The sequence below is a fragment of the Pseudomonas sp. GB2N2 genome, assembly GCF_054897705.1.
This window is the reverse complement of record NZ_CM142701.1, coordinates 673,793-700,776: the sequence shown is the minus strand read 5'-3', so window position 1 is coordinate 700,776 and position 26,984 is coordinate 673,793. Positions and strand designations below refer to the sequence as shown.

Annotated in this window: 30 protein-coding genes; 14 read left to right on the top strand and 16 right to left on the bottom strand. The window is 59.8% G+C overall.

Annotation, left to right across the window (positions count from 1 at the left end; all coding sequences use genetic code 11):
- Positions 1-161 precede the first annotated feature (161 nt).
- The 3 genes from ACYZT4_RS03215 (at position 162) to ACYZT4_RS03205 (ending at position 3,998) form a co-directional block, all read left to right on the top strand.
- Positions 162-1,451, top strand: a complete 1,290-nt coding sequence (locus tag ACYZT4_RS03215; protein WP_461985180.1) for a M18 family aminopeptidase — start codon at positions 162-164, stop codon at positions 1,449-1,451.
- Between the two features lie 124 nt (positions 1,452-1,575).
- Positions 1,576-1,752: a hypothetical protein gene (locus ACYZT4_RS03210; RefSeq protein WP_461985178.1), complete on the top strand. Its 177-nt coding sequence runs from the start codon at positions 1,576-1,578 to the stop codon at positions 1,750-1,752.
- Between the two features lie 77 nt (positions 1,753-1,829).
- Complete coding sequence (locus ACYZT4_RS03205; protein WP_461985176.1) at positions 1,830-3,998, top strand: mechanosensitive ion channel family protein; 2,169 nt, start codon at positions 1,830-1,832, stop codon at positions 3,996-3,998.
- A gap of 110 nt (positions 3,999-4,108) precedes the next feature.
- On the opposite strand, the gene ACYZT4_RS03200 is transcribed toward ACYZT4_RS03205, so the two are convergent.
- Complete coding sequence (locus ACYZT4_RS03200; protein WP_461985174.1) at positions 4,109-5,782, bottom strand: DEAD/DEAH box helicase; 1,674 nt, start codon at positions 5,780-5,782, stop codon at positions 4,109-4,111.
- Positions 5,783-6,215: 433 nt separating this feature from the next.
- On the opposite strand from ACYZT4_RS03200, the gene ACYZT4_RS03195 reads away from it, so the two are divergent.
- On the top strand, positions 6,216-7,007 hold the full coding sequence (locus ACYZT4_RS03195; RefSeq protein ID WP_461985172.1) for a crotonase/enoyl-CoA hydratase family protein: 792 nt from the start codon (positions 6,216-6,218) through the stop codon (positions 7,005-7,007).
- A gap of 124 nt (positions 7,008-7,131) precedes the next feature.
- Here ACYZT4_RS03195 and ACYZT4_RS03190 read toward each other — a convergent pair whose 3' ends face one another.
- A complete protein-coding gene (locus ACYZT4_RS03190) occupies positions 7,132-7,887 on the bottom strand; it encodes a spermidine synthase (RefSeq protein ID WP_392890336.1) in 756 nt (251 codons plus the stop codon).
- Positions 7,888-8,023: 136 nt separating this feature from the next.
- Here ACYZT4_RS03190 and ACYZT4_RS03185 point away from each other — a divergent pair, with 136 nt between their 5' ends.
- On the top strand, positions 8,024-9,370 hold the full coding sequence (locus ACYZT4_RS03185) for a class II 3-deoxy-7-phosphoheptulonate synthase (protein ID WP_461985170.1): 1,347 nt from the start codon (positions 8,024-8,026) through the stop codon (positions 9,368-9,370).
- A gap of 71 nt (positions 9,371-9,441) precedes the next feature.
- On the opposite strand, the gene ACYZT4_RS03180 is transcribed toward ACYZT4_RS03185, so the two are convergent.
- Together ACYZT4_RS03180 and ACYZT4_RS03175 are read right to left on the bottom strand one after the other, a co-directional pair.
- Positions 9,442-10,671, bottom strand: a complete 1,230-nt coding sequence (locus ACYZT4_RS03180) for a winged helix-turn-helix domain-containing protein (RefSeq protein ID WP_461988535.1) — start codon at positions 10,669-10,671, stop codon at positions 9,442-9,444.
- A 76-nt stretch (positions 10,672-10,747) separates the two neighbouring features.
- On the bottom strand, positions 10,748-10,963 hold the full coding sequence (locus tag ACYZT4_RS03175; RefSeq protein WP_461985169.1) for a DUF1127 domain-containing protein: 216 nt from the start codon (positions 10,961-10,963) through the stop codon (positions 10,748-10,750).
- 96 nt (positions 10,964-11,059) lie between these two features.
- On the opposite strand from ACYZT4_RS03175, the gene ACYZT4_RS03170 reads away from it, so the two are divergent.
- Positions 11,060-11,914 carry a LysR substrate-binding domain-containing protein gene (locus tag ACYZT4_RS03170; RefSeq protein ID WP_461985167.1) on the top strand — a complete coding sequence of 285 codons (855 nt, stop codon included), beginning with the start codon at positions 11,060-11,062 and terminating at the stop codon, positions 11,912-11,914.
- Here the strand turns inward: ACYZT4_RS03170 and ACYZT4_RS03165 are convergent.
- Complete coding sequence (locus ACYZT4_RS03165) at positions 11,904-12,638, bottom strand: sulfite exporter TauE/SafE family protein (protein WP_461988533.1); 735 nt, start codon at positions 12,636-12,638, stop codon at positions 11,904-11,906. The genes ACYZT4_RS03170 and ACYZT4_RS03165 overlap by 11 nt on opposite strands.
- Positions 12,639-12,790: 152 nt before the next feature.
- On the opposite strand from ACYZT4_RS03165, the gene ACYZT4_RS03160 reads away from it, so the two are divergent.
- The 3 genes from ACYZT4_RS03160 to ACYZT4_RS03150 all read left to right on the top strand — a co-directional run bounded on the left by ACYZT4_RS03160 (position 12,791) and on the right by ACYZT4_RS03150 (position 14,920).
- The gene (locus ACYZT4_RS03160) at positions 12,791-13,252 is read left to right on the top strand and encodes a MarR family winged helix-turn-helix transcriptional regulator (RefSeq protein ID WP_461985165.1); all 462 of its coding nucleotides are present in this window, start codon (positions 12,791-12,793) and stop codon (positions 13,250-13,252) included.
- A gap of 199 nt (positions 13,253-13,451) precedes the next feature.
- Positions 13,452-13,871, top strand: coding sequence for an organic hydroperoxide resistance protein (locus ACYZT4_RS03155; RefSeq protein ID WP_461985163.1), 420 nt, complete (start codon positions 13,452-13,454; stop codon positions 13,869-13,871).
- A 32-nt stretch (positions 13,872-13,903) separates the two neighbouring features.
- Positions 13,904-14,920, top strand: a complete 1,017-nt coding sequence (locus tag ACYZT4_RS03150; protein WP_461985161.1) for an alpha/beta hydrolase — start codon at positions 13,904-13,906, stop codon at positions 14,918-14,920.
- 89 nt (positions 14,921-15,009) lie between these two features.
- Here ACYZT4_RS03150 and ACYZT4_RS03145 read toward each other — a convergent pair whose 3' ends face one another.
- Positions 15,010-15,579, bottom strand: coding sequence for an elongation factor P (locus tag ACYZT4_RS03145; protein WP_223483792.1), 570 nt, complete (start codon positions 15,577-15,579; stop codon positions 15,010-15,012).
- 48 nt (positions 15,580-15,627) lie between these two features.
- Complete coding sequence (gene earP, locus ACYZT4_RS03140) at positions 15,628-16,770, bottom strand: elongation factor P maturation arginine rhamnosyltransferase EarP (RefSeq protein WP_461985159.1); 1,143 nt, start codon at positions 16,768-16,770, stop codon at positions 15,628-15,630.
- Between the two features lie 132 nt (positions 16,771-16,902).
- Between earP and ACYZT4_RS03135 the strand changes: the two genes are divergently transcribed.
- Together ACYZT4_RS03135 and ACYZT4_RS03130 are read left to right on the top strand one after the other, a co-directional pair.
- Positions 16,903-17,313, top strand: coding sequence for a hypothetical protein (locus tag ACYZT4_RS03135; RefSeq protein WP_461985157.1), 411 nt, complete (start codon positions 16,903-16,905; stop codon positions 17,311-17,313).
- A gap of 2 nt (positions 17,314-17,315) precedes the next feature.
- On the top strand, positions 17,316-17,798 hold the full coding sequence (locus ACYZT4_RS03130; RefSeq protein ID WP_461985155.1) for a GreA/GreB family elongation factor: 483 nt from the start codon (positions 17,316-17,318) through the stop codon (positions 17,796-17,798).
- 9 nt (positions 17,799-17,807) lie between these two features.
- Here ACYZT4_RS03130 and cysB read toward each other — a convergent pair whose 3' ends face one another.
- The 5 genes from cysB to ACYZT4_RS03105 form a co-directional block, all read right to left on the bottom strand.
- The gene (gene cysB / locus ACYZT4_RS03125) at positions 17,808-18,782 is read right to left on the bottom strand and encodes an HTH-type transcriptional regulator CysB (protein WP_010461327.1); all 975 of its coding nucleotides are present in this window, start codon (positions 18,780-18,782) and stop codon (positions 17,808-17,810) included.
- 113 nt (positions 18,783-18,895) lie between these two features.
- The gene (locus ACYZT4_RS03120; RefSeq protein ID WP_461985153.1) at positions 18,896-19,399 is read right to left on the bottom strand and encodes a universal stress protein; all 504 of its coding nucleotides are present in this window, start codon (positions 19,397-19,399) and stop codon (positions 18,896-18,898) included.
- 95 nt (positions 19,400-19,494) lie between these two features.
- Positions 19,495-20,400, bottom strand: a complete 906-nt coding sequence (locus ACYZT4_RS03115; protein WP_461985152.1) for a 5'-nucleotidase — start codon at positions 20,398-20,400, stop codon at positions 19,495-19,497.
- A gap of 25 nt (positions 20,401-20,425) precedes the next feature.
- Positions 20,426-21,382 (bottom strand): putative 2-dehydropantoate 2-reductase, encoded by a 957-nt coding sequence (locus tag ACYZT4_RS03110; RefSeq protein WP_461985151.1) that lies wholly within the window; start codon positions 21,380-21,382, stop codon positions 20,426-20,428.
- Positions 21,379-21,765 (bottom strand): thioredoxin family protein, encoded by a 387-nt coding sequence (locus ACYZT4_RS03105; RefSeq protein ID WP_461985149.1) that lies wholly within the window; start codon positions 21,763-21,765, stop codon positions 21,379-21,381. Before ACYZT4_RS03105 ends, ACYZT4_RS03110 begins: the two co-directional genes overlap by 4 nt.
- Between ACYZT4_RS03105 and ACYZT4_RS03100 the strand changes: the two genes are divergently transcribed.
- Together ACYZT4_RS03100 and ACYZT4_RS03095 are read left to right on the top strand one after the other, a co-directional pair.
- The gene (locus ACYZT4_RS03100; protein ID WP_461985147.1) at positions 21,764-22,207 is read left to right on the top strand and encodes a PilZ domain-containing protein; all 444 of its coding nucleotides are present in this window, start codon (positions 21,764-21,766) and stop codon (positions 22,205-22,207) included. The two genes, ACYZT4_RS03105 and ACYZT4_RS03100, sit on opposite strands and share 2 nt — an antisense overlap.
- A gap of 162 nt (positions 22,208-22,369) precedes the next feature.
- The gene (locus ACYZT4_RS03095; RefSeq protein WP_461985145.1) at positions 22,370-23,446 is read left to right on the top strand and encodes a 3-deoxy-7-phosphoheptulonate synthase; all 1,077 of its coding nucleotides are present in this window, start codon (positions 22,370-22,372) and stop codon (positions 23,444-23,446) included.
- 60 nt (positions 23,447-23,506) lie between these two features.
- Here ACYZT4_RS03095 and ACYZT4_RS03090 read toward each other — a convergent pair whose 3' ends face one another.
- Positions 23,507-23,794: a GNAT family N-acetyltransferase gene (locus ACYZT4_RS03090; RefSeq protein WP_020800382.1), complete on the bottom strand. Its 288-nt coding sequence runs from the start codon at positions 23,792-23,794 to the stop codon at positions 23,507-23,509.
- Positions 23,795-24,434: 640 nt separating this feature from the next.
- Between ACYZT4_RS03090 and oprI the strand changes: the two genes are divergently transcribed.
- On the top strand, positions 24,435-24,686 hold the full coding sequence (gene oprI, locus ACYZT4_RS03085) for an outer membrane lipoprotei OprI (protein ID WP_002553018.1): 252 nt from the start codon (positions 24,435-24,437) through the stop codon (positions 24,684-24,686).
- Positions 24,687-24,808: 122 nt separating this feature from the next.
- On the opposite strand, the gene ACYZT4_RS03080 is transcribed toward oprI, so the two are convergent.
- From ACYZT4_RS03080 to ACYZT4_RS03070, 3 genes are all read right to left on the bottom strand, one after another.
- On the bottom strand, positions 24,809-25,780 hold the full coding sequence (locus ACYZT4_RS03080; protein ID WP_461985143.1) for a L,D-transpeptidase family protein: 972 nt from the start codon (positions 25,778-25,780) through the stop codon (positions 24,809-24,811).
- Positions 25,781-26,023: 243 nt separating this feature from the next.
- Positions 26,024-26,317 carry a hypothetical protein gene (locus ACYZT4_RS03075; RefSeq protein WP_123432651.1) on the bottom strand — a complete coding sequence of 98 codons (294 nt, stop codon included), beginning with the start codon at positions 26,315-26,317 and terminating at the stop codon, positions 26,024-26,026.
- A 56-nt stretch (positions 26,318-26,373) separates the two neighbouring features.
- Positions 26,374-26,979, bottom strand: coding sequence for an arylesterase (locus ACYZT4_RS03070; protein ID WP_461985142.1), 606 nt, complete (start codon positions 26,977-26,979; stop codon positions 26,374-26,376).
- Positions 26,980-26,984: the final 5 nt, after the last annotated feature.

Here is a 26,984-nt window from a genome sequence, read left to right as displayed (position 1 = left end):
TCAGTCGACAGAAACAGTGACTGATACACCGCAATCGCGAGCAGGCTCGCTCCTACATTGGATCTCCGTCGGGTTCAATCCCGAGGCATTCCCTGCAGCACCCCACCGCCAATTCTCCGGCCAATACGGTAAACTTGCGCCACTGCTGTCTGGAGCTATTTATGCGCGAAGAGTTGAACCAAGGCCTGATCGATTTCCTCAAGGCCTCCCCTACCCCGTTCCATGCCACTGCCAGCCTTGTCCAGCGCCTGGAAGCGGCGGGTTTTCAGCGTCTCGACGAACGCGAGCCCTGGGCCACCGAAGCCAATGGCCATTACTACGTCACCCGCAACGACTCCTCGATTGTCGCCATCAAGATGGGCCGTCACTCGCCGCTGCACGGCGGCATCCGCCTGGTCGGCGCCCACACCGACAGTCCGTGCCTGCGGGTCAAGCCGCAACCGGAACTGCAACGCCAGGGCTTCTGGCAGTTGGGTGTTGAAGTCTACGGCGGCGCGTTGCTGGCACCTTGGTTCGACCGTGATCTGTCCCTGGCCGGCCGCGTGACGTTCCGCCGTGACGGCAAAGTCGAGAGTCAGCTGATCGATTTCAAGGCACCGATTGCGATCATTCCGAACCTGGCCATTCACCTCAATCGTGAAGCCAACATGGGCTGGGCCATCAACGCCCAGACCGAACTGCCGCCGATTCTCGCGCAGTTCGCGGGTGACGAGCGGGTGGACTTCCGCGCCGTGCTCACCAACCAACTGGCGCTGGAACATGGCCTGAACGCCGACGTGGTGCTCGACTACGAGCTGAGTTTCTACGACACGCAAAGCGCAGCCGTTATTGGCCTGCATGGCGACTTCATCGCTGGCGCGCGCCTGGACAACTTGCTGTCGTGCTACGCAGGCCTGCAGGCCCTGCTGACGACGGAAACCGACGAAACTTGCGTACTGGTCGCCAATGACCACGAAGAAGTCGGCTCCTGCTCGGCGTGCGGCGCCGACGGCCCGATGCTGGAGCAGACGCTGCGTCGCCTGCTGCCTGAGGGTGACGAATTCGTCCGCACCATTCAAAAATCTCTGCTGGTATCGGCTGACAACGCCCACGGCGTGCATCCCAACTACGCCGACAAGCACGACGCCAACCATGGCCCGAAACTCAATGCCGGCCCGGTGATCAAGGTCAACAGTAACCAGCGCTACGCCACCAACAGTGAAACCGCCGGGTTCTTCCGCCATCTGTGCATGGCCGAAGAAGTGCCGGTGCAAAGCTTCGTGGTGCGCAGCGACATGGGCTGTGGCTCGACCATCGGCCCGATCACCGCGAGCCATCTTGGCGTGCGCACCGTGGACATCGGCCTGCCGACGTTTGCCATGCACTCGATCCGCGAACTGTGCGGCAGCCATGACCTGGCGCACCTGGTGAAAGTGCTGAGCGCGTTCTACGCCTGCCAGGAACTCCCGTAGAAACCTGTAGGAGCCAGGCTTGCCGGCGAAGGCGTCCTTGAGATCGCCATCGCCGGCAAGCCGGCTCCTACCTGTGTTAAAACCGCTAGAATTAAATTATCCCTTTCGACAAGGCCGTCGCCCCATGATCACGATGTCTTCCTTTCACGCCATGCTGATCCCCATTCTCGCCGGGATGATCATGCTGGCCATCGGCTTCAATTTCCGCGACAAGAACGCCGGCGTGTTCGCGATGTGGCTCGGCATGCTGATGATTCTCGCCACGGTCGTGTTCAAGATCCTCGCCAAACTCAACGAATAAATCCTCCCCCCGGCTCGCATTGATTTTGGCGGGCTCGTACACTCGGCCGATCTGCTCCTTACAAGGTTGACCGCCTCGTGTTCGCTCGTCTTTTTGCCCTGCCCTGCCTTTTCCTCGTCAGCCTGATGACACTACTGCTGACACTGTTGCCGATCGCGTCGGCCCAGGCCGTTGGTTTGCCGAGCCTGCTCAACAGCTCGACAAAGACTCAGCCAGAGGCGCAAGAGCCGCTGGGGCAATCCCTCGACGAAGTCATCAAGTCGCTGGAGAACGACCAGGCGCGAACCAAGCTGCTGGCCGACCTGAAGAAGCTGCGCGATGCTACCAAAAAAGCCCAACCGGCCGCCGAAGAAGGTGTGCTCGGCCTGATTGGCGGCGCGCTGGCCAGTTTCGAAAAACAGTTCTCCGGCGCCGACAGCCCGCTCACGCGCTGGTCCGACGAGTTCAACCTGGCCAAGGACGAACTGACCGCTCTGGCGCTGCCAGCCAACGAATGGCTGCCTATCATCTTTGCCTTCGCCGTGATCCTGATGGTCTGGAGCTTGCTCGCGGCCGCACTGATCTGGCTCGGCCATCGGGTGCGGATGCGCTTCGGCCTGACCGAGGAACTGCCGCAGCACCCCAAGGCGCTCGACATGCTGCGCTTTGCCCTGCGCAAGCTTGGGCCGTGGCTGATCGCGCTGGTGATCACGGTGTACATGAGTTATGCGCTGCCCTCGTCATTGGGCAAAAGCCTGGCCATGGTGCTGGCCTATGCGCTGGTGGTCGGCACGTGTTTTTCGGCGATCTGCGTCATTGCCTTCTCTTTGCTCGACGGCCCGCACCGCCACCGCGCCCTGTACATTCTGCGCCATCAGGCCTTTCGGCCGCTGTGGCTGATCGGCAGTTTTGCTGCGTTCGGCGAAGCCCTGAGCGACCCGCGCCTCGTCACCAGTCTCGGCACTCACCTCGCGCACACCGCCGCTACCGTCGCCAATGTGCTGGCCGCGTTGTCCACCGGGCTGTTCATCCTGCGCTTCCGCCGCCCGATCGCTCACTTGATCCGCAACCAGCCACTGTCCCGACGCCTGACCCGCCGCGCGCTCAGCGACACCATCGATATTCTCGGGACCTTCTGGTACGTGCCGGCCCTGGTGCTGGTGGCCATCTCGCTGTTCGCCACGTTCGTCTCGGCCGGCGACACCAGCACCGCATTGCGTCAGGCACTGATCTGCACCGTGCTACTGGTGTTGTGCATGGTCATCAACGGACTGGTGCGCCGGCACGCGCTGAAACCGCAACGCGGGGTGAAACGCCATGCGCTGTATTCGGAGCGCCTGAAAAGCTTCTTCTACACCTTGGCTCATCTGACCGTGTGGCTGGCGTTCATCGAACTCGGCCTGCGGGTCTGGGGCATGTCGCTGATTGCGTTCACCGAAGGCGACGGGCATGAAGTCAGCGTCAAACTGTTCAGCCTCGGCGGCACGCTGATTTTTGCCTGGCTGATCTGGATTCTCAGCGACACCGCCGTGCACCACGCCCTCACCCGCTCGCGCAAAGGCCTGGCCAGCGCGCGCGCGCAGACGATGATGCCGCTGATCCGCAACGTGCTGTTCGTGGCGATTTTCATCGTTGCGCTGATCGTCGCGCTGGCGAACATGGGCATGAACGTCACGCCTTTGCTCGCCGGTGCCGGCGTGATCGGCCTGGCCATCGGTTTCGGCGCTCAGTCGCTGGTTGCCGACCTGATCACCGGGCTGTTCATCATCATCGAAGACTCCCTGGCCATCGACGACTACGTGGATGTCGGCGGCCACCTCGGCACCGTCGAAGGCCTGACCATTCGCACCGTGCGCCTGCGGGATATCGACGGCATCGTCCATACCATCCCGTTCAGCGAAATCAAAAGCATCAAGAACTACTCACGGGAGTTTGGCTACGCGATCTTCCGTGTGGCGATCCCCTTCAATATGGACATCGACAACGCGATCAAACTGATGCGCGACGTTGGCCAGAAGATGCGCGCCGACCCGCTGCAGCGGCGCAACATCTGGTCGCCACTGGAGATTCAGGGGGTGGAGAGTTTTGAGTCGGGCAATGCGATTCTCAGGGCCCGCTTCAAGACTGCGCCGATCAAGCAATGGGAAGTGTCCCGCGCGTTTAACCTGTCCCTGAAACGGCACCTGGATGAAGCAGGCCTCGACCTGGCGACACCGCGCATGAGTGTGCAGGTGGTGACGGCCGGTGGCGGCCCGGTGACGGAGTGATTTTTTGTAGGAGCGAGCAAGCTCGCCCCTACAAGGGAAAAAGGCAGGCAAAAAAAATCCCCGAACCAGTCGGGGATTTTTTATGTTCGATCAATCAGCCCGGGGGCGGATCAATCTTCGCGGTAGCGACGCAGCTTCAACTGCTTGCCGGCAACACGAGTGTCCTTCAGTTTGGTCAGGAGCTTTTCCAGACCATCTTCCGGCAGTTCGACGAGGCTGAAGCTGTCACGCACCTGGATGCGACCGATGGCTTCACGCGCCAGACCACCTTCGTTGAGGATGGCGCCCAGCAGGTTTTTCGCGGCGATACCGTCACGCGCGCCCAGCGCGGTACGGCAACGAGCACGACCTTCGGCCAATGCAACCGGAGCACGACGCTCACGATCACCACGGTCCGGACGATCACCGGTACGCTCTGGACGATCGCCACGCGGTGCGTTGTTCGGCACCAGTGGACGTTCTTTCTCGATCGCAGCCAGGGTCAGCGCCTGAGCGTTGGTGGCTTTGCGCAGCAGCGCAGCAGCCAGCGCACGCGGGGTGCAACCGATGTCGGCGGTCAGGCGATCCAGCAGATCACCGTGAGTCGATTCGGCATCAGCGACCAGTGGCGACAGGCTGTTGGTCAGTTTCTTGATGCGGGCATCGAGAACAGCTTGTGCGTCCGGCAGGCGAACTTCGGCAACTTTCTGACCGGTTACACGCTCGATCACTTGCAGCATGCGGCGCTCACGCGGAGTCACCAGCAGCAGCGCGCGACCTTCGCGACCGGCACGGCCAGTACGGCCGATACGGTGAACGTAGGATTCCGGATCGTACGGCATGTCAACGTTGAATACGTGAGTGATGCGCGGAACGTCCAGGCCACGAGCGGCAACGTCGGTCGCCACAACGATGTCCAGACGGCCATCCTTGAGGGATTCGATCACGCGCTCACGTTGGTTCTGAGCAATGTCACCGTTCAGCGCAGCGGCTTTGTAGCCTTTGGCTTCCAGGGCACTGGCCAGGTCCAGGGTCGCTTGCTTGGTGCGTACGAACATGATCAGGGCGTCGAAGTCTTCGACTTCCAGCAGGCTCAATACAGCCGAGGTCTTCTGGTCAGCGTGAACCAACAGGTGAGCCTGTTCGATCGCGGTAACGGTCTGGGTCTTGGTCTGGATCTTCACGTGCTGCGGATCACGCAGGTGACGTTCAGCGATAGCACGGATCGACTGCGGCAGGGTGGCCGAGAACAATACGGTCTGGCGGGTAGCTGGCAAGGCCTTGAAGATGACTTCGAGGTCGTCCATGAAACCCAGTTTGAGCATTTCATCGGCTTCGTCTAGAACCAGGTGGTTCACGGTAGCCAGAACTTTTTCGTCACGACGCAGGTGGTCGCACAGACGGCCCGGCGTGGCGACAACGATCTGTGCGCCATTACGGATTGCTTTCAGTTGTGGACCCATAGGGGCGCCGCCGTAAACGGCCACAACGGTAACGCCCGGCATTTGCTTGGCGTAGGTTTCGAAAGCGGTTGCTACTTGCAGCGCCAACTCACGGGTTGGTGCCAGGATCAGGGCTTGCGGCTCGCGCTTGGCAGGATCGATGCGATGCAGGATAGGCAGGGCGAACGCGGCGGTTTTACCGGTACCGGTTTGCGCCTGGCCAATCATGTCGTGGCCGGCCATGATGATCGGGATCGATTGATGCTGAATAGCCGAAGGTTCTTCGTAGCCGGTCGCAATGACGGCTGCAAGAATGTTCGGATTAAGATTAAAAGCGGCGAAGCCGCCGGTTTCCTGGGTCATGGGTCTGCCTCTAAGTGCATCCGCAAAGACCCATGCTCCAAAGCTGCGCATGCCGTGTAAGACTCAAGAGTCGCCCTGGCTGCTTTGTCGGCGGGGATTTGCGAAAACGAATGAATGAAAATGATTCGTCAAGGGAGAGTCCGCTGTGCGGATGTGCAGCCGAAGCTGGCTTCGGGGAATTGCGCTACCTAAACGCGGCCCGGTTAAAGGCCGGCGCGCACTATACCGGAATTTGCCCAAAAAGGGAGCATTATTTGTCGGGAAAATGACGGATACACCGTTGTGTCACAGGCTTTGCGGATAATCGTGCAACGGTCTATTTTTCAAAGGCCCGGCCCTGCTGGCGATGGCGCTAAAACGGTTCACCGCGGCGACACTGCGCTGCGGTTCTTGCCGATCCGATCCCACCCCTTCCCGCTCGAGGAATTGCCCCATGAATCAGCCCGCCTGCAGTCGTGTCACCCGCGAGCGACACGGCCATGTCCTGATGATCGGACTGGATCGGGTGGCCAAGCGCAACGCCTTCGACCTCGCCCTGCTGAATGAGCTCAGCCTGGCCTACGGCGAGTTCGAGGCCGACAGCGAGGCGCGGGTGGCGGTGGTGTTTGGCCATGGCGAGCATTTCACCGCCGGGCTGGATCTGGTCAGCGCCAGCGCGGCGCTCGCCGAAGGCTGGCAAGCGCCACCTGGCGGTTGTGATCCATGGGGTGTGTTTGCCGGCCCCCGTGTCAGCAAACCGGTGATCGTCGCCGCACAAGGCTACTGCCTGACCATCGGCATCGAGCTGATGCTGGCCGCCGACATCAATCTTTGCGCCAGCAACACCCGGTTCGCCCAGAAAGAAGTACAGCGGGGGATCTTCCCTTTCGGTGGCGCTACGTTGCGCCTGCATCAGATTGCCGGCTGGGGCAACGCCATGCGCTGGTTGCTGACCGGCGATGAGTTCGATGCCCATGACGCGTTGCACCTAGGGTTGGTGCAGGAAGTCATGGCCAGCGAGGATTTGTTGCCTCGGGCGATTGAACTCGCGGAGCGGATCGCCCGGCAGGCGCCGCTCGGGGTGCAGGCGACGTTGATGTCGGCGCGACAGGCGCGTTATGAGGGGGAAACGGCGGCGGCACAGGGGTTGCCGCTGTTGGTGAAGAAGCTGTTGGCGAGTGAGGATGCCAAAGAAGGTGTGCGGTCGATGGTCGAAAAGCGACCCGGCGTTTTCAAAGGGGTTTGAGATTTTTGCTCCCCTTTACGGCCCCATCGCGAGCAGGCTCACTCCCACATTGGGAATGCGTTCCCCTGTAGGAGTGAGCCTGCTTTGGGCGGCGTTCCGACGATGAGGCCGTCGCAGACAACCATTAGGTGGCCGGGCGAATCGCCTTGATCAGCGACTGCAACGAATACCCTAACCGCGGCGCCAGCGCTTCGGCCCGCGCCACCAACCCGTCCATATCCAGCTCCTGATCCAGCTCCGACGGCACGATCAGAATCACATTGCCCTCCTTCACTGGCAGCTCCCAGTAATGCCGGTGGTAGAGCCCGCGCAACAACGCCGCACCCAACGGTTTACCATCGTCGGTGGCCCACTGATTGATCACCAGCCAGCCACCCGGATTCAGGCGTTTCTGACAGTTTTCCAGAAAACTCCAGGCCAGGTGCCCGACACCCGGGCCGACATCGGTATAAAGGTCGACAAAAATCAGGTCCGCCGGCTCGGCGGTATCCAGCAACTCCAGCGCATCACCGACGCGGATATACAGGCGCGGATCGTCATCCAGCCCAAGGTACTCGATAGCCAGACGCGGCACGTCCGGGCGCAACTCGATGGCTTCGACATCTTCCAGCGGCAGGAACTTGAGGCACGCCTGGGTCAGCGTCCCGGCACCGAGACCAAGGAACAGCGCGCTGTCCGGTTGCTCGTGGCACAGCGCACCGATCAGCATCGCCCGGGTGTAATCGTATTCGAGCCAGCTGGGGTCAGCGGTAAACACGCAGCTCTGCTCGATGGCATCACCGAACTCGAGAAAACGGTAATCGGCCACTTCCAGCACGCGAATCACGCCGAACTCGTCCTGTACCTCGGCGAGCAGATGCTCGACGCGCTCCTCAGTCATTTCGTCTCCAGATCGTCACGGGCCACGCCGCAACAAGAAGCGGCAAAGGCGCGATTGTCCGCGAAGCGACGGGAACAGGTCACGCACTAATTTGCTGATAACATGAACGCCCGAGCGTAAAACAACCGAGACCGTGATGAGCCAACCCTGGAGCCCTGACAGCTGGCGCGCCCTGCCGATCCAGCAACAACCCCAATACCCCGACGCCGCGCATCTGCGCCAGGTCGAACAAACCCTGGCGAGCTATCCGCCGCTGGTGTTTGCCGGTGAAGCCCGGGAGTTGCGCCGTCAGTTTGCCGAAGTCACCCAGGGTCGCGCGTTTCTGTTGCAGGGCGGCGATTGCGCCGAAAGCTTCGCCGAGTTCTCCGCCGCGAAAATCCGCGACACCTTTAAAGTGCTGCTGCAAATGGCCATCGTCATGACCTTCGCCGCCGGGTGCCCGGTGGTCAAGGTAGGGCGCATGGCCGGGCAGTTCGCCAAACCGCGTTCGGCCAACGATGAAACCATCGACGGCGTGACCCTGCCGGCCTACCGCGGCGACATCGTCAATGGCATCGGTTTCGACGAAAAGAACCGTGTGCCGGACCCGGAACGCCTGCTGCAGTCCTATCACCAGTCCACCGCCACCCTCAACCTGTTGCGCGCTTTCGCCCAGGGCGGTTTTGCCGACCTGCACCAAGTGCACAAGTGGAACCTGGACTTCATTGCCAACTCGGCCCTGGCGGAAAAATACAGTCACCTCGCCAACCGCATCGATGAAACCCTGGCGTTCATGCGCGCCTGCGGCATGGACAGCTCGCCGCAACTGCGCGAAACCAGTTTCTTCACCGCCCACGAAGCGCTGCTGCTGAACTACGAAGAAGCCTTCGTGCGCCGCGACAGCCTGACCAACGACTATTACGATTGCTCGGCGCACATGCTGTGGATCGGCGACCGCACCCGTCAGCTCGACGGCGCTCACGTTGAGTTCCTGCGCGGGGTGAACAACCCGATCGGGGTCAAGGTCGGCCCGAGCATGAACCCAGAGGATTTGATTCGCCTGATCGACGTGCTCAACCCGGAGAACGATCCCGGTCGCTTGAACCTGATCGCGCGGATGGGCGCGAACAAGGTCGGCGATCACCTGCCGGCGCTGATCCGCGCGGTGCAACGTGAAGGCAAGCTGGTGCTGTGGAGTTCCGACCCGATGCACGGCAACACCATCAAGGCCAGCAGCGGCTACAAGACCCGCGACTTTGCGCAGATCCTTGGCGAGGTGAAGCAGTTCTTCCAGGTTCACCAGGCAGAAGGCACGTATGCCGGTGGTATTCACATCGAAATGACCGGGCAGAACGTCACGGAGTGCATTGGTGGGGCGCGGCCGATTACCGAGGATGGGTTATCGGACCGGTATCACACTCACTGTGATCCGCGGATGAATGCGGACCAGTCGCTGGAGTTGGCGTTTTTGATTGCCGAGACCCTGAAGCAAGTCCGGCGTTAGACCGAGTCGCGCCAATCGCGAGCAGGCTCACTCCTCCCTGTAGGAGTGAGCCTGCTCGCGATGGCGTCGGGTCAGGCACCATCAATCTGTGCGAATGCCACCCGCAACCGCATCGCACTCGCCCGCGGGCAGTTCAACTGCACCCGTTCCAGCCCCAGCCAATCCGCCATCCGCCGCAAATTCACCGCCAACGCCAACATCCCCTCCTCATCCAGCCCCGGCTCTTCTTCATGCACGGCGTGAATCGCCAGCCGTCCCAACGCCCGTTCCGCACGCAAATCCACCCGCGCGGCAATCCGCTCATTGTGCAAAAACGGCAACACGTAATAGCCATAAACGCGCTTGTCCGCCGGCGTGTAAATCTCCAGCCGATAACGAAAATCGAACAAGCGCTCGGTACGACTGCGCTCCCATATCAGCGAATCGAAAGGCGACAGCAAGGCGCTGGCCTCGACCTTGCGCGGCATCTTCGGCTCCGGCAGGCAAAACGCCGGTTGCCGCCAGCCCTGCACCTCACAGGTCAGCAACTCACCCGCCTCCACCAGTTCCGCCAAGCGCGGGCGCGCATCAGCGGGGTTCAGGCGAAAATAATCCCGCAGATCTTTCTCGGTCGCCACACCCAAGGCAGTCGCTGCGTGCAGCAGCAGACCGCACTGGGCCTCGGCTTCCGTGAGCAAAGGCTGCTGCAACACTGGCGAGGGAATCACCCGCTCCGGCAAATCATAAAGGCGTTCGAATCCGCGACGTCCGGCCACCGTGACTTCACCCGCAGCAAACAACCATTCCAGCGCATGCTTTTCCGCGCTCCAGTCCCACCAGGGTCCTGCCCGCTCCTGACGGGTCGACAGGCTTCCGGCACCCAACGCGCCAAGCTCCTCAACCGACGCCAGCACCCGGCGAACGGTGTCCTGCTGCTCGCGGCCGAAACGCGCCAGTTGTTGATAGATATCTTCGCCCCGGCTCGCGCGCAGCATGCGCCAGCGCATCAACGGGTACATCGACAGCGGCAGCAACGAGGCTTCATGGCCCCAGTATTCGAAGAGCGTGCGCCGCCGGCCCGAACTCCAGGCAGCCTGGTCGAGCAAGTCGGATGAATAATTGCCGAGGCGGGAAAACAGGGGAAGGTAGTGCGAACGCACCAGCGCATTGACCGAATCGATCTGCAAGATGCCCAGCCGGTCATTCAGGCGGTTGAGCTGGACGGCCTTGATCGTCGCTGGCGGCTGGCGCCCGTTGAATCCTTGGGCAGCCAGCGCCAGGCGTCGAGCCTGTTTGATGGAAAAGGACAGCGTTGCGGGAATGGCCAGGGGCATGAGCATCTCCTTGTCTGCTCGCAACCTACCTCACCGGGAGACGGTTTGTGTAGTTGTCGGTGATTCATTTGTGCATCGGGTCATCCCAAAATGGGCGGATGCTTTCGTGTTCGACGTCCGCACGACTGATGCCGATGTCCTTCAGCGCTTCGTCGCTCATGCTCGCGAGCAACTCGCGTTCGCGGTGCAGTTCATACCAGCGACTGATCTTGTGCAGCAAATCCGACACGACGTGAATGGAATGTTTTTCTACCTCGACGTAACCTTTTTGACCTTTCATCTTATTGCCCTCCGTTTGGGATGGCTCAAGTGTCGCGCCGGGACTAAGATCAATCCAACGAATGTTTCTGATGCAACACATCTCGGGGATTGATGAATGTCTGCCTACCCTAGTATCGACACGGATGTGCTGCGCACCTTCGTCGCCATCGCCGATCAGGGCGGTTTCACCCGCGCTGGGGAACTGGTCAATCGCACGCAATCTGCCGTGAGCATGCAGATGAAGCGGCTGGAAGAGGACGTGTTGCAGCGCCAGTTGTTCCAGCGCGATGGCCGCCAGGTGCGGCTGACGGCTGAGGGCCAGGTGCTGCTGGGTTACGCCCGGCGCATCCTCAAGTTGCACAGCGAGGTGTTCAACACCTTGCGCGAGCCGCACATGGTCGGCACGGTGCGCATCGGCACACCGGATGATTACGTGATGCGCTTTCTGCCGGGGATTCTGCGGCGCTTTGCCCAGTCGTACCCGCTGATCCAGATCGAGGTTCACTGCGAATCATCGAAACAATTGCTCCAGCGCCAAGACCTCGACCTGTCCATCGTCACCCGCGAGCCGGGTAACGAGATCGGTCAGTTGTTGCGCAAGGAACGGTTTGTCTGGGCGGAGGCGCAGTGCTACAGCGTCCACGAGCAGACGCCGTTACCGCTGGCGATGTTCAACAGCGACTGTTTCTGCCGGTTGTGGGCGTGCAACGCACTGGACGCCATGGGCCGTGATTACCGCGTGGCTTACAACAGCTCCAGCCTGTCGGCGATCATGGCCGTGGTCAGCGAAGGTTTGGCCGTGACCGCGCAACTGGAAAGCCTGATCACCGCAGACTTGCGCATTCTCGGTGAAGCCGAGGACCTGCCGATGTTGCCGGAGGCCAGCATCATGCTACTGCGCAACCTCCACAACCCGTCGCCGATCACCGAATGCCTGGCGGAACACATCGTCGAAGGGTTCAAACTTTAAAGGCAAGCATCACCGCGCACAGTACGAGGAAGCCGCAGAACAGACCGCGCAACAGCCGCTCCGGCATGGCGTGGGCGACCTTCACACCCCAGCTGATGCTCATCAATCCACCGACCGCCAAGGGCAGGCCAATCATCCAGTCCACTTCATGGTGCACCGCATAAGTCACCAAGGTAACGCTGGTGCTCGGCAATGCCAGCGCGAGTGACAAACCCTGAGCGACCACCTGGGTGGTGCCGAACAAGCTTGTCAGCACCGGTGTCGCCACCACCGCCGCGCCCACCCCGAACAAACCGCCCATGCTGCCGGATACCGCGCCGAGGACACCCAGCCATCGCGGCGAGTAATTCATCTGCGCCGACGGCGGCGCGTTGGTGGTGAACATTCTCAGAAGGTTGTACGCCGATAGCGCGACCAGGAACGCGACGAAGGCGATACGCATGGTTTGCGCATTGATACCAACTGCCCACAGCGATCCGACCCAGGCGAAGCAAAAACCCATTGAGGCCAGAGGCAGTGCGTGACGCAATTCAATGCGATTGCGCTGGTGATAACGCCACAGCGCCAACATCACGTTGGGGACAACCATCACCAACGCGGTGCCTTGAGCAAGCTGCTGATCAAGCCCGAACAGCACCCCCAGCAACGGAATCGCGACCAGACCGCCGCCAATCCCGAACAGTCCGCCAAGGGTCCCCAGGGCGATGCCGAACAGTCCATACATAAAAAACTCAGTCACAGCCGATTTCCCCTCCATTCCAGGGCACCCATCCTACGCATTCACTGCGGACAGGAAAATGCACAGCAACGCAAAATATCTGGCGCAATAAACATTCGCCCGCTAGATTCATGACGATCACAGATCAAGGTTTCAGAATGAACACCGACAGCACTACCCGGGATAACTGCGACGACCTGTTGCTGAACAATCAGACGTGCTTTGCCCTGCACTCCACTTCGCTACTGATGACCAAGGTCTATAAGCCGTTGCTGCAAGCGCTGGGCCTGACCTATCCGCAGTACCTGGCGATGATGGTGTTGTGGGAACGGGATGGTCTGACCGTCGGTGAAATCAGCACGCGCCTGCTCACCGACCCCGGCTCCCTGACGCCACTGCTCAAGCGCCTGGAAGTCGAAGGCTTGCTCACTCGCACCCGCAGCCGTGAAGACGAGCGGGTGGTGATTGTCGAGCTGACTGAACAGGGTCGAGCCCTGCGGGACAAGGCGCGGGATGTTCCGCAATGCATTCTCGGCGCTAGTGGCATGACGCTTGAGCGATTGCAGAACCTGCAAGCGGAACTGCAGGTGCTGCGCAGTAATCTGCAGGACAGCCTCTAACCCTGGAAACGCAACACATCCAATGTGGGAGCAAGTCCGCTCCCACATTTTTTTTGCGGCGCCCATGAGAATCCTTGCAGGAAAATTTTTTTGAAAATTTATCTTGCGCACTAACTATTTGCGAGATACATTCATCTCGCACTTACTTAGCGCACAAACATTTAGCGCAAAAATCCAAACCTGAAGCGAGGCTCACATCATGCAAACTCTCTACACCGCAATCGCAACCTCCACTGGCGGCCGTGACGGTCGTGCGGTTTCCAGCGACAACATCCTCGACGTCAAACTCGCCACGCCCAAAGAACTCGGCGGTGCCGGTGGTGCTGCAACCAACCCTGAACAACTGTTCGCTGCCGGTTACTCGGCCTGCTTCATCGGCGCCCTGAAATTCGTCGCCAGCCAGACCAAACGCAACATCCCGGCCGACGCCTCGATCACGGCCCATGTCGGCATCGGTCAAATCCCTGGTGGTTTTGGCCTGGACATCGACCTGCACATCAGCCTGCCGGGTCTTGAACAAGCCGACGCGCAAACTCTGGTCGACGCTGCCCACCAGGTCTGCCCGTACTCCAACGCCACCCGTGGCAATGTCGAAGTGCGCCTGCACGTCACCGTGTAATCGCAGACTCCAGGACTGAACAGGAAACGACCATGAACACTTTCAGCAAAGTCTTGACCGGCACCCTTCTCGCCCTCTCCATCCACAGCGCATTCGCGGGCGACGGGGTTGAACACAACACCCAGGCCTTCCTCGATGTGCTGAACGCCGGCACCGGCAAACCGTTGGAACAGCTCACCCCGAAAGACGCTCGCGCCGTCTTGGCGGGTGCACAAGCCGGGGTGAAACTGACGCTGCCGACAGCGGATGTCAGCCAGAAGACTATTCAAGTCGACGGCCAACCGATCAGCCTGACCATCGTCAGGCCGGCCGGGGTCAAAGGCGAGCTGCCAGTGTTCATGTACTTCCACGGCGGTGGTTGGGTGCTCGGGGATTTCCCGACACACGAACGGCTGGTTCGGGATTTGGTCACGGGCTCGGGTGCCGCAGCCGTGTTCGTCAATTACACGCCGTCGCCGGAAGCGCATTACCCGGTGGCGATCAACCAGGCTTACGCCGCGACGAAATGGGTGGCCGAGCACGGTAAAGACATCAACGTCGACGGCAAGCGCCTGGCCGTGGCCGGCAACAGCGTCGGCGGCAACATGGCGGCCGTGGTTGCACTGATGGCCAAAGACAAAGGAACGCCGGCGATCAAGTTCCAGGTGCTGTTGTGGCCGGTGACCGATGCAAGCTTTGAAACGGCTTCTTACAACCAGTTTGCCGAGGGGCACTTCCTTACCAAAAACGCGATGAAGTGGTTCTGGGACAACTACACCACCGACGACAAGCAACGGAACGAGATCTACGCCTCGCCGCTGCGGGCGACCACCGCACAGCTCAAAGGCTTGCCGCCTGCGCTGGTGCAGACCGCCGGTGCCGATGTCCTGCGTGACGAAGGTGAAGCGTATGCGCGCAAACTGGATGAGGCGGGAGTGCCGGTGACGGCGGTTCGCTACAACGGCATGATTCACGACTACGGTTTGTTGAATGTCATCAGTCAGGTGCCGGAAGTACGCTCCGCGATGCTGCAAGCGTCCGAAGAACTGAAGCAACATTTGAAGAAATAACACCGTTCACCCAAGGAGCCGCGTACATGTGCGGCACGCACAAAAAAGCCCGACTCAATGGTCGGGCTTTTTCATTCCTGAAGCGGTGCTTATTTAGCACGGCCTTTGTAGGAACCGCCTTCGCGGGTGTCGATCTCGATCTTGTCACCGATTTCGATGAAGTCAGCTACTTGCAGCTCGGTACCGTTGCTCAGCTTGGCTGGCTTCATGACCTTGCCGGAAGTGTCACCGCGAGCGGAACCTTCGGTGTAGTCAACGACGCGCACGATGGTGGTCGGCAGCTCTACGGACACCAGACGCTCTTCGAAGAAGATCGCTTCGCAAACATCGGTCATGCCTTCTTCAACGAAAGGCAGAACGGCTTCGATGTCTTCAGCGTTCAGCTCGTACATGGTGTAGTCGGTGGTGTCCATGAACGTGTAGGAGTCGCCGCTGATGAAGGACAGGGTCGCTTCTTTGCGGTCGAGGATTACGTCGTCCAGTTTGTCGTCAGCGCTGTAAACGATCTCGGTCTTGTAACCGGTCAGCAGGTTTTTCAGCTTGGTCTTCATGATCGCGCTGTTACGACCCGACTTGGTGAATTCAGCTTTCTGAACCAGCCAAGGATCGTTTTCGAGACGGATCACCATACCGGGTTTCAGTTCTTTACCAGTTTTCATTGCGAATATCCGAATTTGGATGGGATTTACAAAAATCTAGGCCGCGTATCATATCCAATTTAGGTAAAACTGTACCAGCGCTGCGGCAAGATCCGCCTGCAAGGCTTGTTCCAGACACCACGCTTCGGCATGTTTTTGCAGTTCCGGCCAGTGTTTACGAGTGGTCAGCCAGTCATCCGACATATCATGCCCGGCATTCCACTTCCGCCAAAGACCGCTGATCGCCTCGCGTGCCGGCGCGGACAGGCCATTTGTGTACAGCGAAAGGAAGGCGTCGAGCTTGTCCAGGTGGATGTCTTCGTCCTGGCGATAGATGTGCCAGAGCAGTGGCCGGCCCGCCCATTGCGCCCGGACGAACGAATCTTCGCCGCGCACGGCGTTGAAATCGCAGCACCACAGCAGCTTGTCATATTGATCCTGCCGGACAAACGGCAGCACTTGCACGGTCAAGGCATCACGCACATGCAAGGCACCTGCCGCCAACCCCTCAACACCGAGCCAGCGCTCGACATCCCCCAGAATCCGTCCTTCGGGCACCAATAAATGTGTGGGCGCCGGATCGGCTGCCATCACTTCCAGCCAACTGGCCAGCCCGGCATTCTCGTAGGCAAACAGCGAGATCAGCTGCGCATCCTGCGCACGGTCAATGCCTAAACCCTGCAGGAATGCCCGTTGCGCCTCGGGGCTTTGTTGAAATTGCCGACGTCGTTCGAGCAATCCGCGTTCACGCAGCAAGCCGCCGGTACCCTTGTGGAATCCCGGAAAGAAAAAGTATTTCTGCACGCTTTTGTATTTCACCGAGGGCAAGCCGTGGCAGCCGATGACCCAATCCTCGGCGCTCAAGTAATCGAGGTTCAGCCACAGCGGTGGTTTTTTCCGCGCGGCCATGGCGTCCATGTAAGCACTCGGCAATTGGCAGGCAAATGCAGCGATCACCACATCAGCGGCGTCGGTGGGGAGCCCGTCCACAGGCCATTGCCGGACGTCGACACCTTCCTGCCATTGCTGCGCAGCCTGAATATCGATGTCCGGGCAGAGACGCTCGAAAGCCCGCAGGTCGTCGACCCACAAACGAACCTCAAGTGCATGCTCGGCCACCAGTTGTCGGGCCAGGCGCCAGGTCACGCCGATGTCGCCAAAGTTGTCGACCACGGTGCAAAAAATATCCCAGCGGCTTTTCAATTGAGGCATTTCAGGCATTCCAGGCTTGCGTTGGCAAAGGCGCCGATTGTCCGCGTAAATTACCCCGTGCAGAAGAGCCGACGGCGATTAATCTTCATGCGACAATCGCCACTCGCCCGCGACCACCGCCAGGAGGCAGTCATGCCCTACCGTCCCAACCCGCGCCGCCGCTTGCCAATCCAGCTCAACGCCCTGCAACTGACCGGCAGCATTGCCCTCGGTATGTGGCTAGGATTTCTGGCCATCGCGCTGACCTGCTGGCTCGCTTCACGCCTGCTGTTCAGCGAGCAATTGGCGCCGGTGGCGCAAGCGGTCGAGCAATTGGCCAAACCACCCATGGTGGCGCAACCGGTGCCAGACATTCCGCCGCAGAGCCCGCTGTTCGATCAATACGAACAGAACCTGCGCAAGAACGAACAGGCCCAACGGCTCGATCAGGCGCGCAGCAGCAAGCGCAATCTGTCGAACCCCAATTGCCAGTTCTGGCTGCAACAGGACCGCACGGCACCGAGTGAAAAAAGCCGCGCCAACGTTTTGCAATTCTGCGATTGATCATGAACAAACAGATCGTCCACCAATTGATTATCGACAAGCTGCGGATCGACCTCGACATTGCCGAGCGTGCCGCGCAAACCGCCTACGAAACCGCGACCCACGAAGAGAACATCGCCGAGAACAAGTACGACACGCTCGGGCTGGAGGCGTCATACCTGGCGGCAGGACAGGCGAAACGCGTGGAAGAAATCCGGCAGTCGCTGGTGCTGTGCCAGAACCTGTCGCTGCGGCCTTACGACGATCAACGTGGCATCGAAGTCGGCGCCCTGCTCGGTCTCGAAGACGAAAAGGGTCGCGAGCAATGGCTGTTTCTCGCCCCGGATGCAGCGGGACTGAAGGTCGATCTGGTAGGGCAGATGATTACCGTCATCACCCCTCGCTCACCGCTGGGCAAAAGCCTGCTGGGCAAGTTCGAAGGGGACGAGGTGGAGATTTTGGTGGCGGGCGCTCGGCAACAGTTTTCCGTTACCGAGGTGGTCTGAAACCGGAAATTAATGGACCGGCAGTTCGACGCCGTCGAACAGCTCTTCCAGTTCCTGCTTGTTGTGGCACTGGATGGCTTTGGCCATGACTTCGCGGGTCAGGTGCGGGGCGAACTTCTCGATGAAGTCGCACATGAAGCCACGCAGGAAGGTGCCGCGACGGAAACCGATTTTGGTGATGCTGGATTCGAACAGATCGCTGGCGTCGAGCATGACGAGGTCGCTGTCGAGTTTGGCGTCGACCGCCATTTTCGCGACGATGCCCACGCCCAGGCCCAGGCGAACGTAAGTCTTGATCACGTCGGCGTCGGCGGCGGTGAACACCACTTTCGGGGTCAGGCCGCGATGGCTGAATGCCTCGTCGAGCTTCGAGCGGCCGGTGAAACCGAACACGTAAGTCACGATCGGGTATTCAGCCAAGGCTTCGAGGGTCAGCTTCGACACTTTGGTCAGTGGGTGGCCCTGAGGCACGACCACGCACCGGTTCCAGCGATAACACGGCATCATCACCAGATCACCGAACAGCTCGAGGGCTTCGGTGGCGATGGCGAAATCGACGGTGCCGTCCGCCGCCATTTCGGCGATCTGCATCGGCGAGCCCTGGTGCATGTGCAGCGCAACGTCCGGGTATTGCTTGATGAAATTGCTGATCACCGGCGGCAACGCATAACGCGCCTGGGTGTGGGTCGTGGCGATCGACAGGGTGCCTTTCTTCTCGTTGGAGAACTCCTGGGCGATCTGCTTGATGCTTTCAACCTTGCGCAGGATCTCGCCAGCGGTGGTGATGATTCGCTCGCCGGCCGGGGTGACGCGGGTCAGGTGTTTGCCGCTGCGGGCAAACACCTCGACGCCCAGTTCGTCTTCCAGCAGGCGGATCTGTTTACTGATACCCGGTTGCGAGGTGTAAAGGCTTTGGGCTGTAGCGGAGACGTTGAGGTCGTGGTGCGCCACTTCCCAGATGTAGCGCAATTGTTGAAGCTTCATATGTATCCCTCAAAGCAGGTAGACGCCACGGGCATCAGCGACGGTATATAACTATATTAATGGTTTGAATAATAAATCTAGAACTTTTTTATCAGACCGCCACTATTTACACACTAGCGATCCCCTTGACGGCGCCGCTCCACCAGCGGCACCAGATAGACCGGCACCCGAGCCAACTGCAATACCCGCGCTGCGGTCCTGCCCAGGGGCGTTTCCGCGCCAGCACCATGGCTGTGACTTCCTACGATCAACAAATCCACAGAGAGTTTCTGCGCCTGGTCGAGAATCACCTGCGACGGATCGCCCTGAATCACCCGCACCGCTTGAATCCGCTCCAGGTCCTGCTCGCCTTCGTCCCCCAGTTCCTCACGAAAGCTGTCGAGCACACGCTGCTCGATATTGGCGATGACCGTGCTCAAGCCTTGGCTGTGGAAATCGTTCAGCGCCTGCTCATCGAGATAACTCTGTAGCACCGACTCGGCAAACAGCCCCATGGGTTCGACGGCGTGCACCACGTACAGGTCGGCATTGAAGGTGCGCGCCAGCGCCAAGGCATGCTGCATCACCAAAGGGGCGTACAGGCCGAGGTCAGTGGCATACAGCATCGAACGAATCATATGACCTCCTTGAATACCAACATGGCGGAGATTTGATTCAGCTTAGCAGTGCCTTGGCGAGTACGACGCCCCGCGTAACGCGTTGAACCGTGGGCTTAAACCTTTTGCTCGTTGCTTATGCCATGCGGCACATGGCCGGTAGCAACCACCTCGCGGGCCAACTCGCAATGACCGGCCTGATCGTCGAAAAACACGTCGGCGGCAAAGGCTTCGAGAAAGGCGGACTTGGTCAGGCCGCCGAGAAACAGCGATTCATCCAGACGTATATCCCACTCGCGCAACGTGCGGATCACCCGCTCATGCGCCGGCGCCGAACGTGCGGTGACCAACGCAGTGCGGATCGGGCAAGCGTCCTCCGGGAACTCACGCTGCAACAGATTGAGCGCCGCGAGAAAGCCTTTGAACGGCCCGCCACGCAGCGGCTCGCGGGCACTTTCACGCTCGCTGGCCTGAAACGCTTCGAGGCCGCTGGCCTGATAAACCCGCTCAGACTCGTCGGAAAACAGCACCGCGTCACCGTCAAAGGCAATCCGCAGTTCATCGCTGGCGGCACGGCTGGCACCGCCCGAGAGGATGGTCGCCGCCGCAAACCCGGCATCCAGCGCGCTGCGCACGTCTTCGGCATGGGTCGACAGAAACAGGTCGCATCCAAACGCCTTGAGATACGGATACGGGCTGCGTCCACCGACAAATGCCGCGCGAGAAATCGCCAACCCGTAGTGGTGAATCGAGTTGAACACCCGCAGCCCTGTGTCGGCGCTGTTACGCGACACCAGGATCACTTCGACCCTGGCGCGACCCAGACGGGTGTTCAGGTTGAGGAGTTTTTCAACCAGCGGGAATGCGTCTCCCGGCTCGAGAATTTCTTCTTCGTGCTCGATCTGATATTGCCGGTACGCCTCGACGCCGCTCGACAGATAGACCTTGTGGCTTTCGCTCAGGTCGAACAGCGCGCGCGAAGAAATCGCCAGCACCAGTTTGTCGTCAATCGTCTTGGCCATGCCCTTCCCCCTCGGGTTGATCGACTCAGGTGTTGCCTCGATCGATAAAACTCAGACTGCGGTACAACGCTTCGATCCGTGGCAATTGGCATCCCGCTGCCTTGGCGGCTGCCAGTGGCCGGGCATAAATTGCCGCCAGTTCCAGCGGTCGCTTGTGCAGAAAATCGTGGTACATGCTCGGCCAGTAGTCCGGCATTTTCTCGGTCATTATCAACAGAAAGTCGGCGTAACCGGCGGGCATGTCGTGACCACAGGCCTTGGCGCCCAGCACGACTTCGGCCATCAAGTCCTTGATCAGTTGCCGACTGTCGGCATCGGCCATCAACGGTGCAGTGCCCGCCCCGAGCAGTACCGACAGGCCGTTGTAAGGAATATTCCAGACCAGTTTCTGCCAGCGTGCCTGGTGCAGGTTGGGCATGGCCTGAGAATCGATACCGGCGCTGCGGAACAACGTGGCGCCCTCCTCCACAATCGCCATGCGCGCCGTTTCATCGCTGGCAGGACCGCTGTGGTAGCCGACATTTACCGCGCCGAGGGCCTGATGAGTGACCCGGCCCGGCCCGGTGCGATGGACGCAGATGAGACAAAGGCCGCCGAGCAGGTGCAGAGAGTCCGGGAGTAATTCACGCAGACTGTCTTCGACGTCAAGGCCGTTTTGCAGCAACAGAACCTTGGCGTTCGGCGCGGCAGCCTGAATGATCGACGGCGCCAGATCGGCGTTACTGGTGGTCTTCGCCCCGACCAGCAGCCAGTCGCAGGGTGGCATGTCTTCGGCGGACGAATAAGCTTGAACCGGATTCAACGTCAGCACGCCGTGCGGCGCACTGTCGATTTGAATGCCGCGCCCCGCCACCGCTGAAAACTCGCTGCGCAACAGAAAATGCACATCGAACCCGGCACGCGCCAGCATCACCCCGTAAAACCCGCCGATAGCACCGGTTCCGATAATACCGATGGTCGGCTTGGCAACTGCACCCGTCATGGCAACTCCTCTGCTGTTCTCGTCAACGCCTGCAGCACGGCTTCATTGAGCTCGGTAGCGGTCAGGCGTGAGTTTAGTGCTCCGAAGAACTCACCGTCGCGCACCACAAACAGCGCCGGCAAATGAAAGACCTGATAACGCTCGGCCACCCCGCCATTGTCCCCGGCATCGATCCAGCACACGCGATCGACTTCCAGAGCAAGACTTGGCAATTGCGCACGGGCAAATCGGCAACTGGCACAGCCGACGCTGGTGAAAATAACCAGCGATACGCCGGGCATCGCCAGCAACCGTTGGTCGGCGTCGAAATCGGTCAGCTCCAATTCGACCACTATACTGGGTGAAACAATGTCAGATGGCCGACACATGGAGTCCGTGCTCATGGGACGTTTTATTCCTCATCCTGACGATGTGCCTGTTGAATTAACGTTGCTCGATCATGCCTGCATTTCGCGGCAACGGCTGCACACTATCAGCCTCGGGGGCATGGCTTGCAATTACCACCGCGCCTGGCGCCACGGTACGGCGCTGGAAGTGCGCATCCCGACTTTGAACCCCGATTTGCGTTATCTGGGCTATGTAGCCTGGTGCCTGCGGCGCAAGCGCGGTTACCTGGTGGGCATCGCTTTTGTCGATGAGCAGATGATGTTCAGTGCCCGGATGGGCGAACAGGTGTGCCAGATCGAACGTTACTGCCGCCTGCATGACGCCCATGATGATCTGCACAAAACCCAGGCACGGGCCCTTGAATGGGTCCAGCAACATGCCGACGAGTTTTCCCAGGACACGGTTAGCAAGGCATTCGCGCAGGCTGTACTGGATTAGCCGGCGTTATCAATTCGTACCGAATGCCCCTGAAAACGCCGTCTGCCCATTGTCGAGCCACGGTGTAACGCGCTAAGGTTCCGCTCCCCGACGCGCTTAATTTGCTGTGCTCCGCCGCGCGGGTTCGCTGGCGGAAGGCACCCGTGACCTGACGAGTAAACGATGGCTGATTTACCGATCAACGACCTAAACGTCGCCTCCAACGAAACGCTGATCACTCCTGACCAGCTCAAGCGTGATATCCCTCTGAGCGACGCTGCCCTGCGCACCGTCACCAAGGGTCGCGAAGTCATTCGCAACATTCTTGATGGCACCGATCACCGTTTGTTTGTCGTCATCGGGCCGTGCTCGATCCACGACATCAAGGCTGCCCACGAATACGCCGAGCGCCTGAAGGTACTGGCGGCGGAAGTGTCCGATACCTTGTATCTGGTCATGCGCGTGTATTTCGAGAAGCCACGCACCACCGTCGGCTGGAAAGGCTTGATCAACGATCCGTACCTCGACGACTCGTTCAAGATTCAGGACGGTCTGCACATCGGTCGTCAGTTGCTGCTGGACCTGGCCGAAATGGGCCTGCCGACCGCCACTGAAGCCCTTGACCCAATTTCCCCGCAATATCTGCAGGACCTGATCAGCTGGTCGGCCATTGGCGCGCGCACTACCGAATCCCAGACTCACCGTGAAATGGCCTCCGGCCTGTCCTCGGCAGTCGGCTTCAAGAATGGCACCGACGGTGGACTGACCGTTGCGATCAACGCTCTGCAATCGGTTTCCAGCCCGCATCGTTTCCTCGGGATCAACCAGGAAGGTGGCGTGTCGATCGTCACCACCAAGGGCAATGCCTACGGTCACGTCGTATTGCGCGGCGGCAACGGCAAGCCGAACTACGACTCGGTCAGCGTCGCCCTGTGCGAGCAGGCGCTGAACAAGGCGAAGATCAAGCCGAACGTCATGGTTGACTGCAGCCACGCCAACTCCAACAAGGACCCGGCGCTGCAACCGCTGGTGATGGAGAACGTGGCCAACCAGATCCTCGAAGGCAACCAGTCGATCATTGGCCTGATGGTCGAAAGTCACCTGAACTGGGGCTGCCAGGCCATTCCGAAAGACCTCGCCGACCTGCAATATGGCGTGTCAATCACCGATGCCTGCATCGACTGGGCCGCTACCGAAACCACCTTGCGCAGCATGCATGCCAAGCTCAAGGATGTGCTGCCGAAGCGCGATCGGACCTGATCACTTTTCAGCGCACAAAAAAACGCCGGGCTATACCCGGCGTTTTTTTAAGCGTTCGTTTTACTGGCTCAGCTTGGCCGCATGCCGCTGATGACGCTCCATGTAGCGCTCCACGTAGGAGCACGATGGAATCACCGTGTAGCCCATTTCCTCAGCATACTGCAGCGCCTGTTCGGTCAATGCCGCTGCAATGCCACGGCCACGCAAGGCGTTGGGCACGAAGGTGCGGTAAATATCCAGGGTCTGTTTCCCCAGATCCATATAGGTCAGGTAGGCACGATGACCGTCCACATTGGTCTCGAACTGATGACCAGCCTGGTCATGGTGGATGGACAACGCCTCACTCATCACTACTCCTCGCGGGTCTTTGATTCTGACCCCTACCTTACCGATGTTTGTCCGGCGAAGGAACATCTACGCCACCCCGTGCCTGAATGGACACCGAGAAAAGCTACACCGATCTCGCGCAACCGAGCACGTATCAAATAGTAGGCACCATTGGCAAAAATGCTCAAGATACGCTCGTCATTACGCAAGGTTTGACAGGTGTCGCTCCGGGTGACGCAGGGGCGGCTCGACCGAAGCTCTCTGCGGGTCGATCGCCTGAACATTGCCGGATGTTGAGACTTGAGACGAGCGCCCTTCTTTTAAGTCACCTCAACTAGAAGAAAGAGTTGAGAGGTGCCGCGCAAATCGCGAACATAAGTGTAGACGAATCCATATACACAGACTTTAGCCAAGTCCACAAAAGCAGTCGCGTTTCCGGGAACTTTTTCGTGCCAACTCGCTCAGCTCGGGCCTTGCAGCTGGATATTTTTTAATCAAACGCAAGTAAAAGTTGCTCGAAAAAGAATCAACGCCTACAATTTTTTTTGCTTCTTGCTTTACGTCAGTTTACTTACGACAAGTAATGGGTAGTATGTACGCCGGCTATTTCCTCACTCTGAGGAGACAGCTACTTAATAGAAAGTCCTTGAAGGGGAACACGATGAACAACGTTCTGAAATTCTCTGCTCTGGCTCTGGCCGCAGTTCTGGCTACCGGTTGCAGCAGCGTATCGAAAGAAACCGAAGCACGTCTGACTGCTACTGAAGACGCAGCAGCTCGCTCCCAGGCTCGTGCAGACGAAGCTTACCGTAAAGCTGATGAAGCTCTGGCTGCTGCTCAAAAAGCACAACAGACTGCTGACGAAGCTAACGAGCGCGCTCTGCGCATGCTGGACAAAGCTAGCCGCAAGTAATAGTCCTTCGGGATTGTTATCAAGCCGACCCAATTTGGGTCGGCTTTTTTATGCGCGGTGGTTTTGTACCCGCCATAAAAAACCCGCCTACGCAGCCAGCATAGGCGGGTTCTGTTCGAGCCTTACTGCAATGGATCGAGCGGCACGCTCGTGACCATCGGCGCTGAACCGTTCGGCACGCCGATCTCCACCGGCAAACCGTCTTCAGCCGCGACTACATCACGGACCACGTCCCAGTTCATCCGCAGGTTGTTGGTGACGTCTTCACGCTTGAGCATCGCGTTGATCACCGCGGTGTGCTTGTCGACCACCGACGGGTTGCCTTTGTCATCCAGCGGCGTATGCGCCTCCAGGTAAACCTTGCCACCACTTTTACCGAACTTGTAGGCGTCGTTGATGATGCGCACCGACGTCCCCACCGGCACCATGGTAGCCATCTCCAGTACGTTGTTGTTGAACATGCGGAAGCAACCGTGGCTGGTGCGCATGCCAATGCCGAACTTCTTGTTCGACCCGTGGATCAGGTAGCCCGGTGTACCCAAGGTGAACTTGAACGGCCCCAGCGGGTTATCCGGGCCGGCCGGCACGACGTTCGGCAGCGGATCGCCATCCGCCAGGTGCTCGGCCTTGATCGAGGCTGGAGGGGTCCAGGTCGGGTTCGGCGTCTTAGCCGTGATGGTGGTGTGAGCGATTGGAGAACCCCAACCCTCACGACCGATACCCAGCGGGAAGGTGTAAACCACGTTCCGGCCTTTCGGATAGTAATAGAGACGGTATTCGGCCAGGTTGATGACGATACCTTCACGCGGTCCCGGCGGCAGGATGAAGCGCGTCGGCAGCACGATTTCAGTGCCGGCGCCCGGCAACCAGGCATCGACGCCGGGGTTGGCCGCGACCATTTCCGAGTAACCCAGATCGTAAGTGGTGCCAAGGTCGGCGAAGGTGTCTTCGTACTTGGCCTTGATGACCTGAACCTGGCCGATGATGTCTTCACCGGGCGGGGGCAGGGGCAACTCCAATGCTGCTGCGGGGCCTGCGGCACAAAGGGCGGCAAGTGTCAGGCAGCGGGTGACGGCAGGAAAGCGCGGCAACATCCGGAAAATCCTTCGCATGATCGACTGGGTATAAGAACGCGATTGTACACCGCAGCTCCGGTATTCGGGGAGATGCACCGATAGAGCGCGCACTGCCCGATCAAAATCTGAACGCGTACGCCGCCCCGTAGGAGCGAGCTCGCTCGCGCTGGGCGTCAACGATAACGCGTGCTGCCTGAATGAACGCGTTGCCTGGACGTTTTTCGCGAGCAAGCTCGCACCTACAGGCGGGATGCCGCGCCATCACAGCTCGAACCGCAACTCCGGCCAGATCGGCGAAGTACCGCGCTTCTGCGATTCCAGGATCGCCCGACACAACGAGCACAGGCGCTGATCCTGAAACACTCGACGCTCGACACTCGACCAGCGCGGCTGCGCCGGCAGCAAGCTTCCGCACAAGGTTCGATCAGCCGAGCCGCCCAGCTCCAACTGCCGGGTCACCAGGTGCACCCGCACTTCCTGGCAGGCGAACAGATCCAGCTGTTCGTCAGGCTCGATCAGTTGGTAAGCAAAAAGGGACCAGGCAGGACGCGGCATCGGGGGCTCCAAATCGGGGGCGCCACCTTAGCCGAAACACCGCCACTAGAAAAGCGTCAAAGCAGCGGTTTCAGTGTCGGCCAGACATTTTCCAGCAACTTGTCCTGGGCCCCGACAGCCGGGTGCAGTCCGTCAGCTTGCATCAGTTCCGGATGACCGCCCACGCCGTCGAGAAAAAACGGCACCAGCGGAATTTTTTTCTCGTTGGCCACGTTACCGAACACCTCGGCAAACGCCTTGGTGTAGCGCGCGCCGTAGTTGGGAGGCAGTTGCATGCCGAGCAACAACACTTTGGCGCCGCTGGCTTTGGAGCTGTCGATCATCGCTGCAAGGTTTTGTTGCAATTGCGTTGGCAGCATTCCGCGCAGGCCGTCGTTGCCGCCCAATTCGAGGATTACAAGTTCCGGCTTATGCTCTGCAAGCAGCGCCGGCAGGCGCGCCTGGCCTCCGGCACTGGTGTCGCCACTGATAGACGCGTTGACCACCTTATCGTCGAAACCGTCGCGCTTGAGCCGTTGCTCAAGCAACGACACCCACCCCAAGCGGGTATCCAGTCCGAAACCGGCGCTGATACTATCGCCAACGATCAGGACTGTACCCGCCGCTGCGTTCTGGGCCATGCACATCAAGGCCAGGCCAGCACTCAAAAACCACACACGCATCGGAT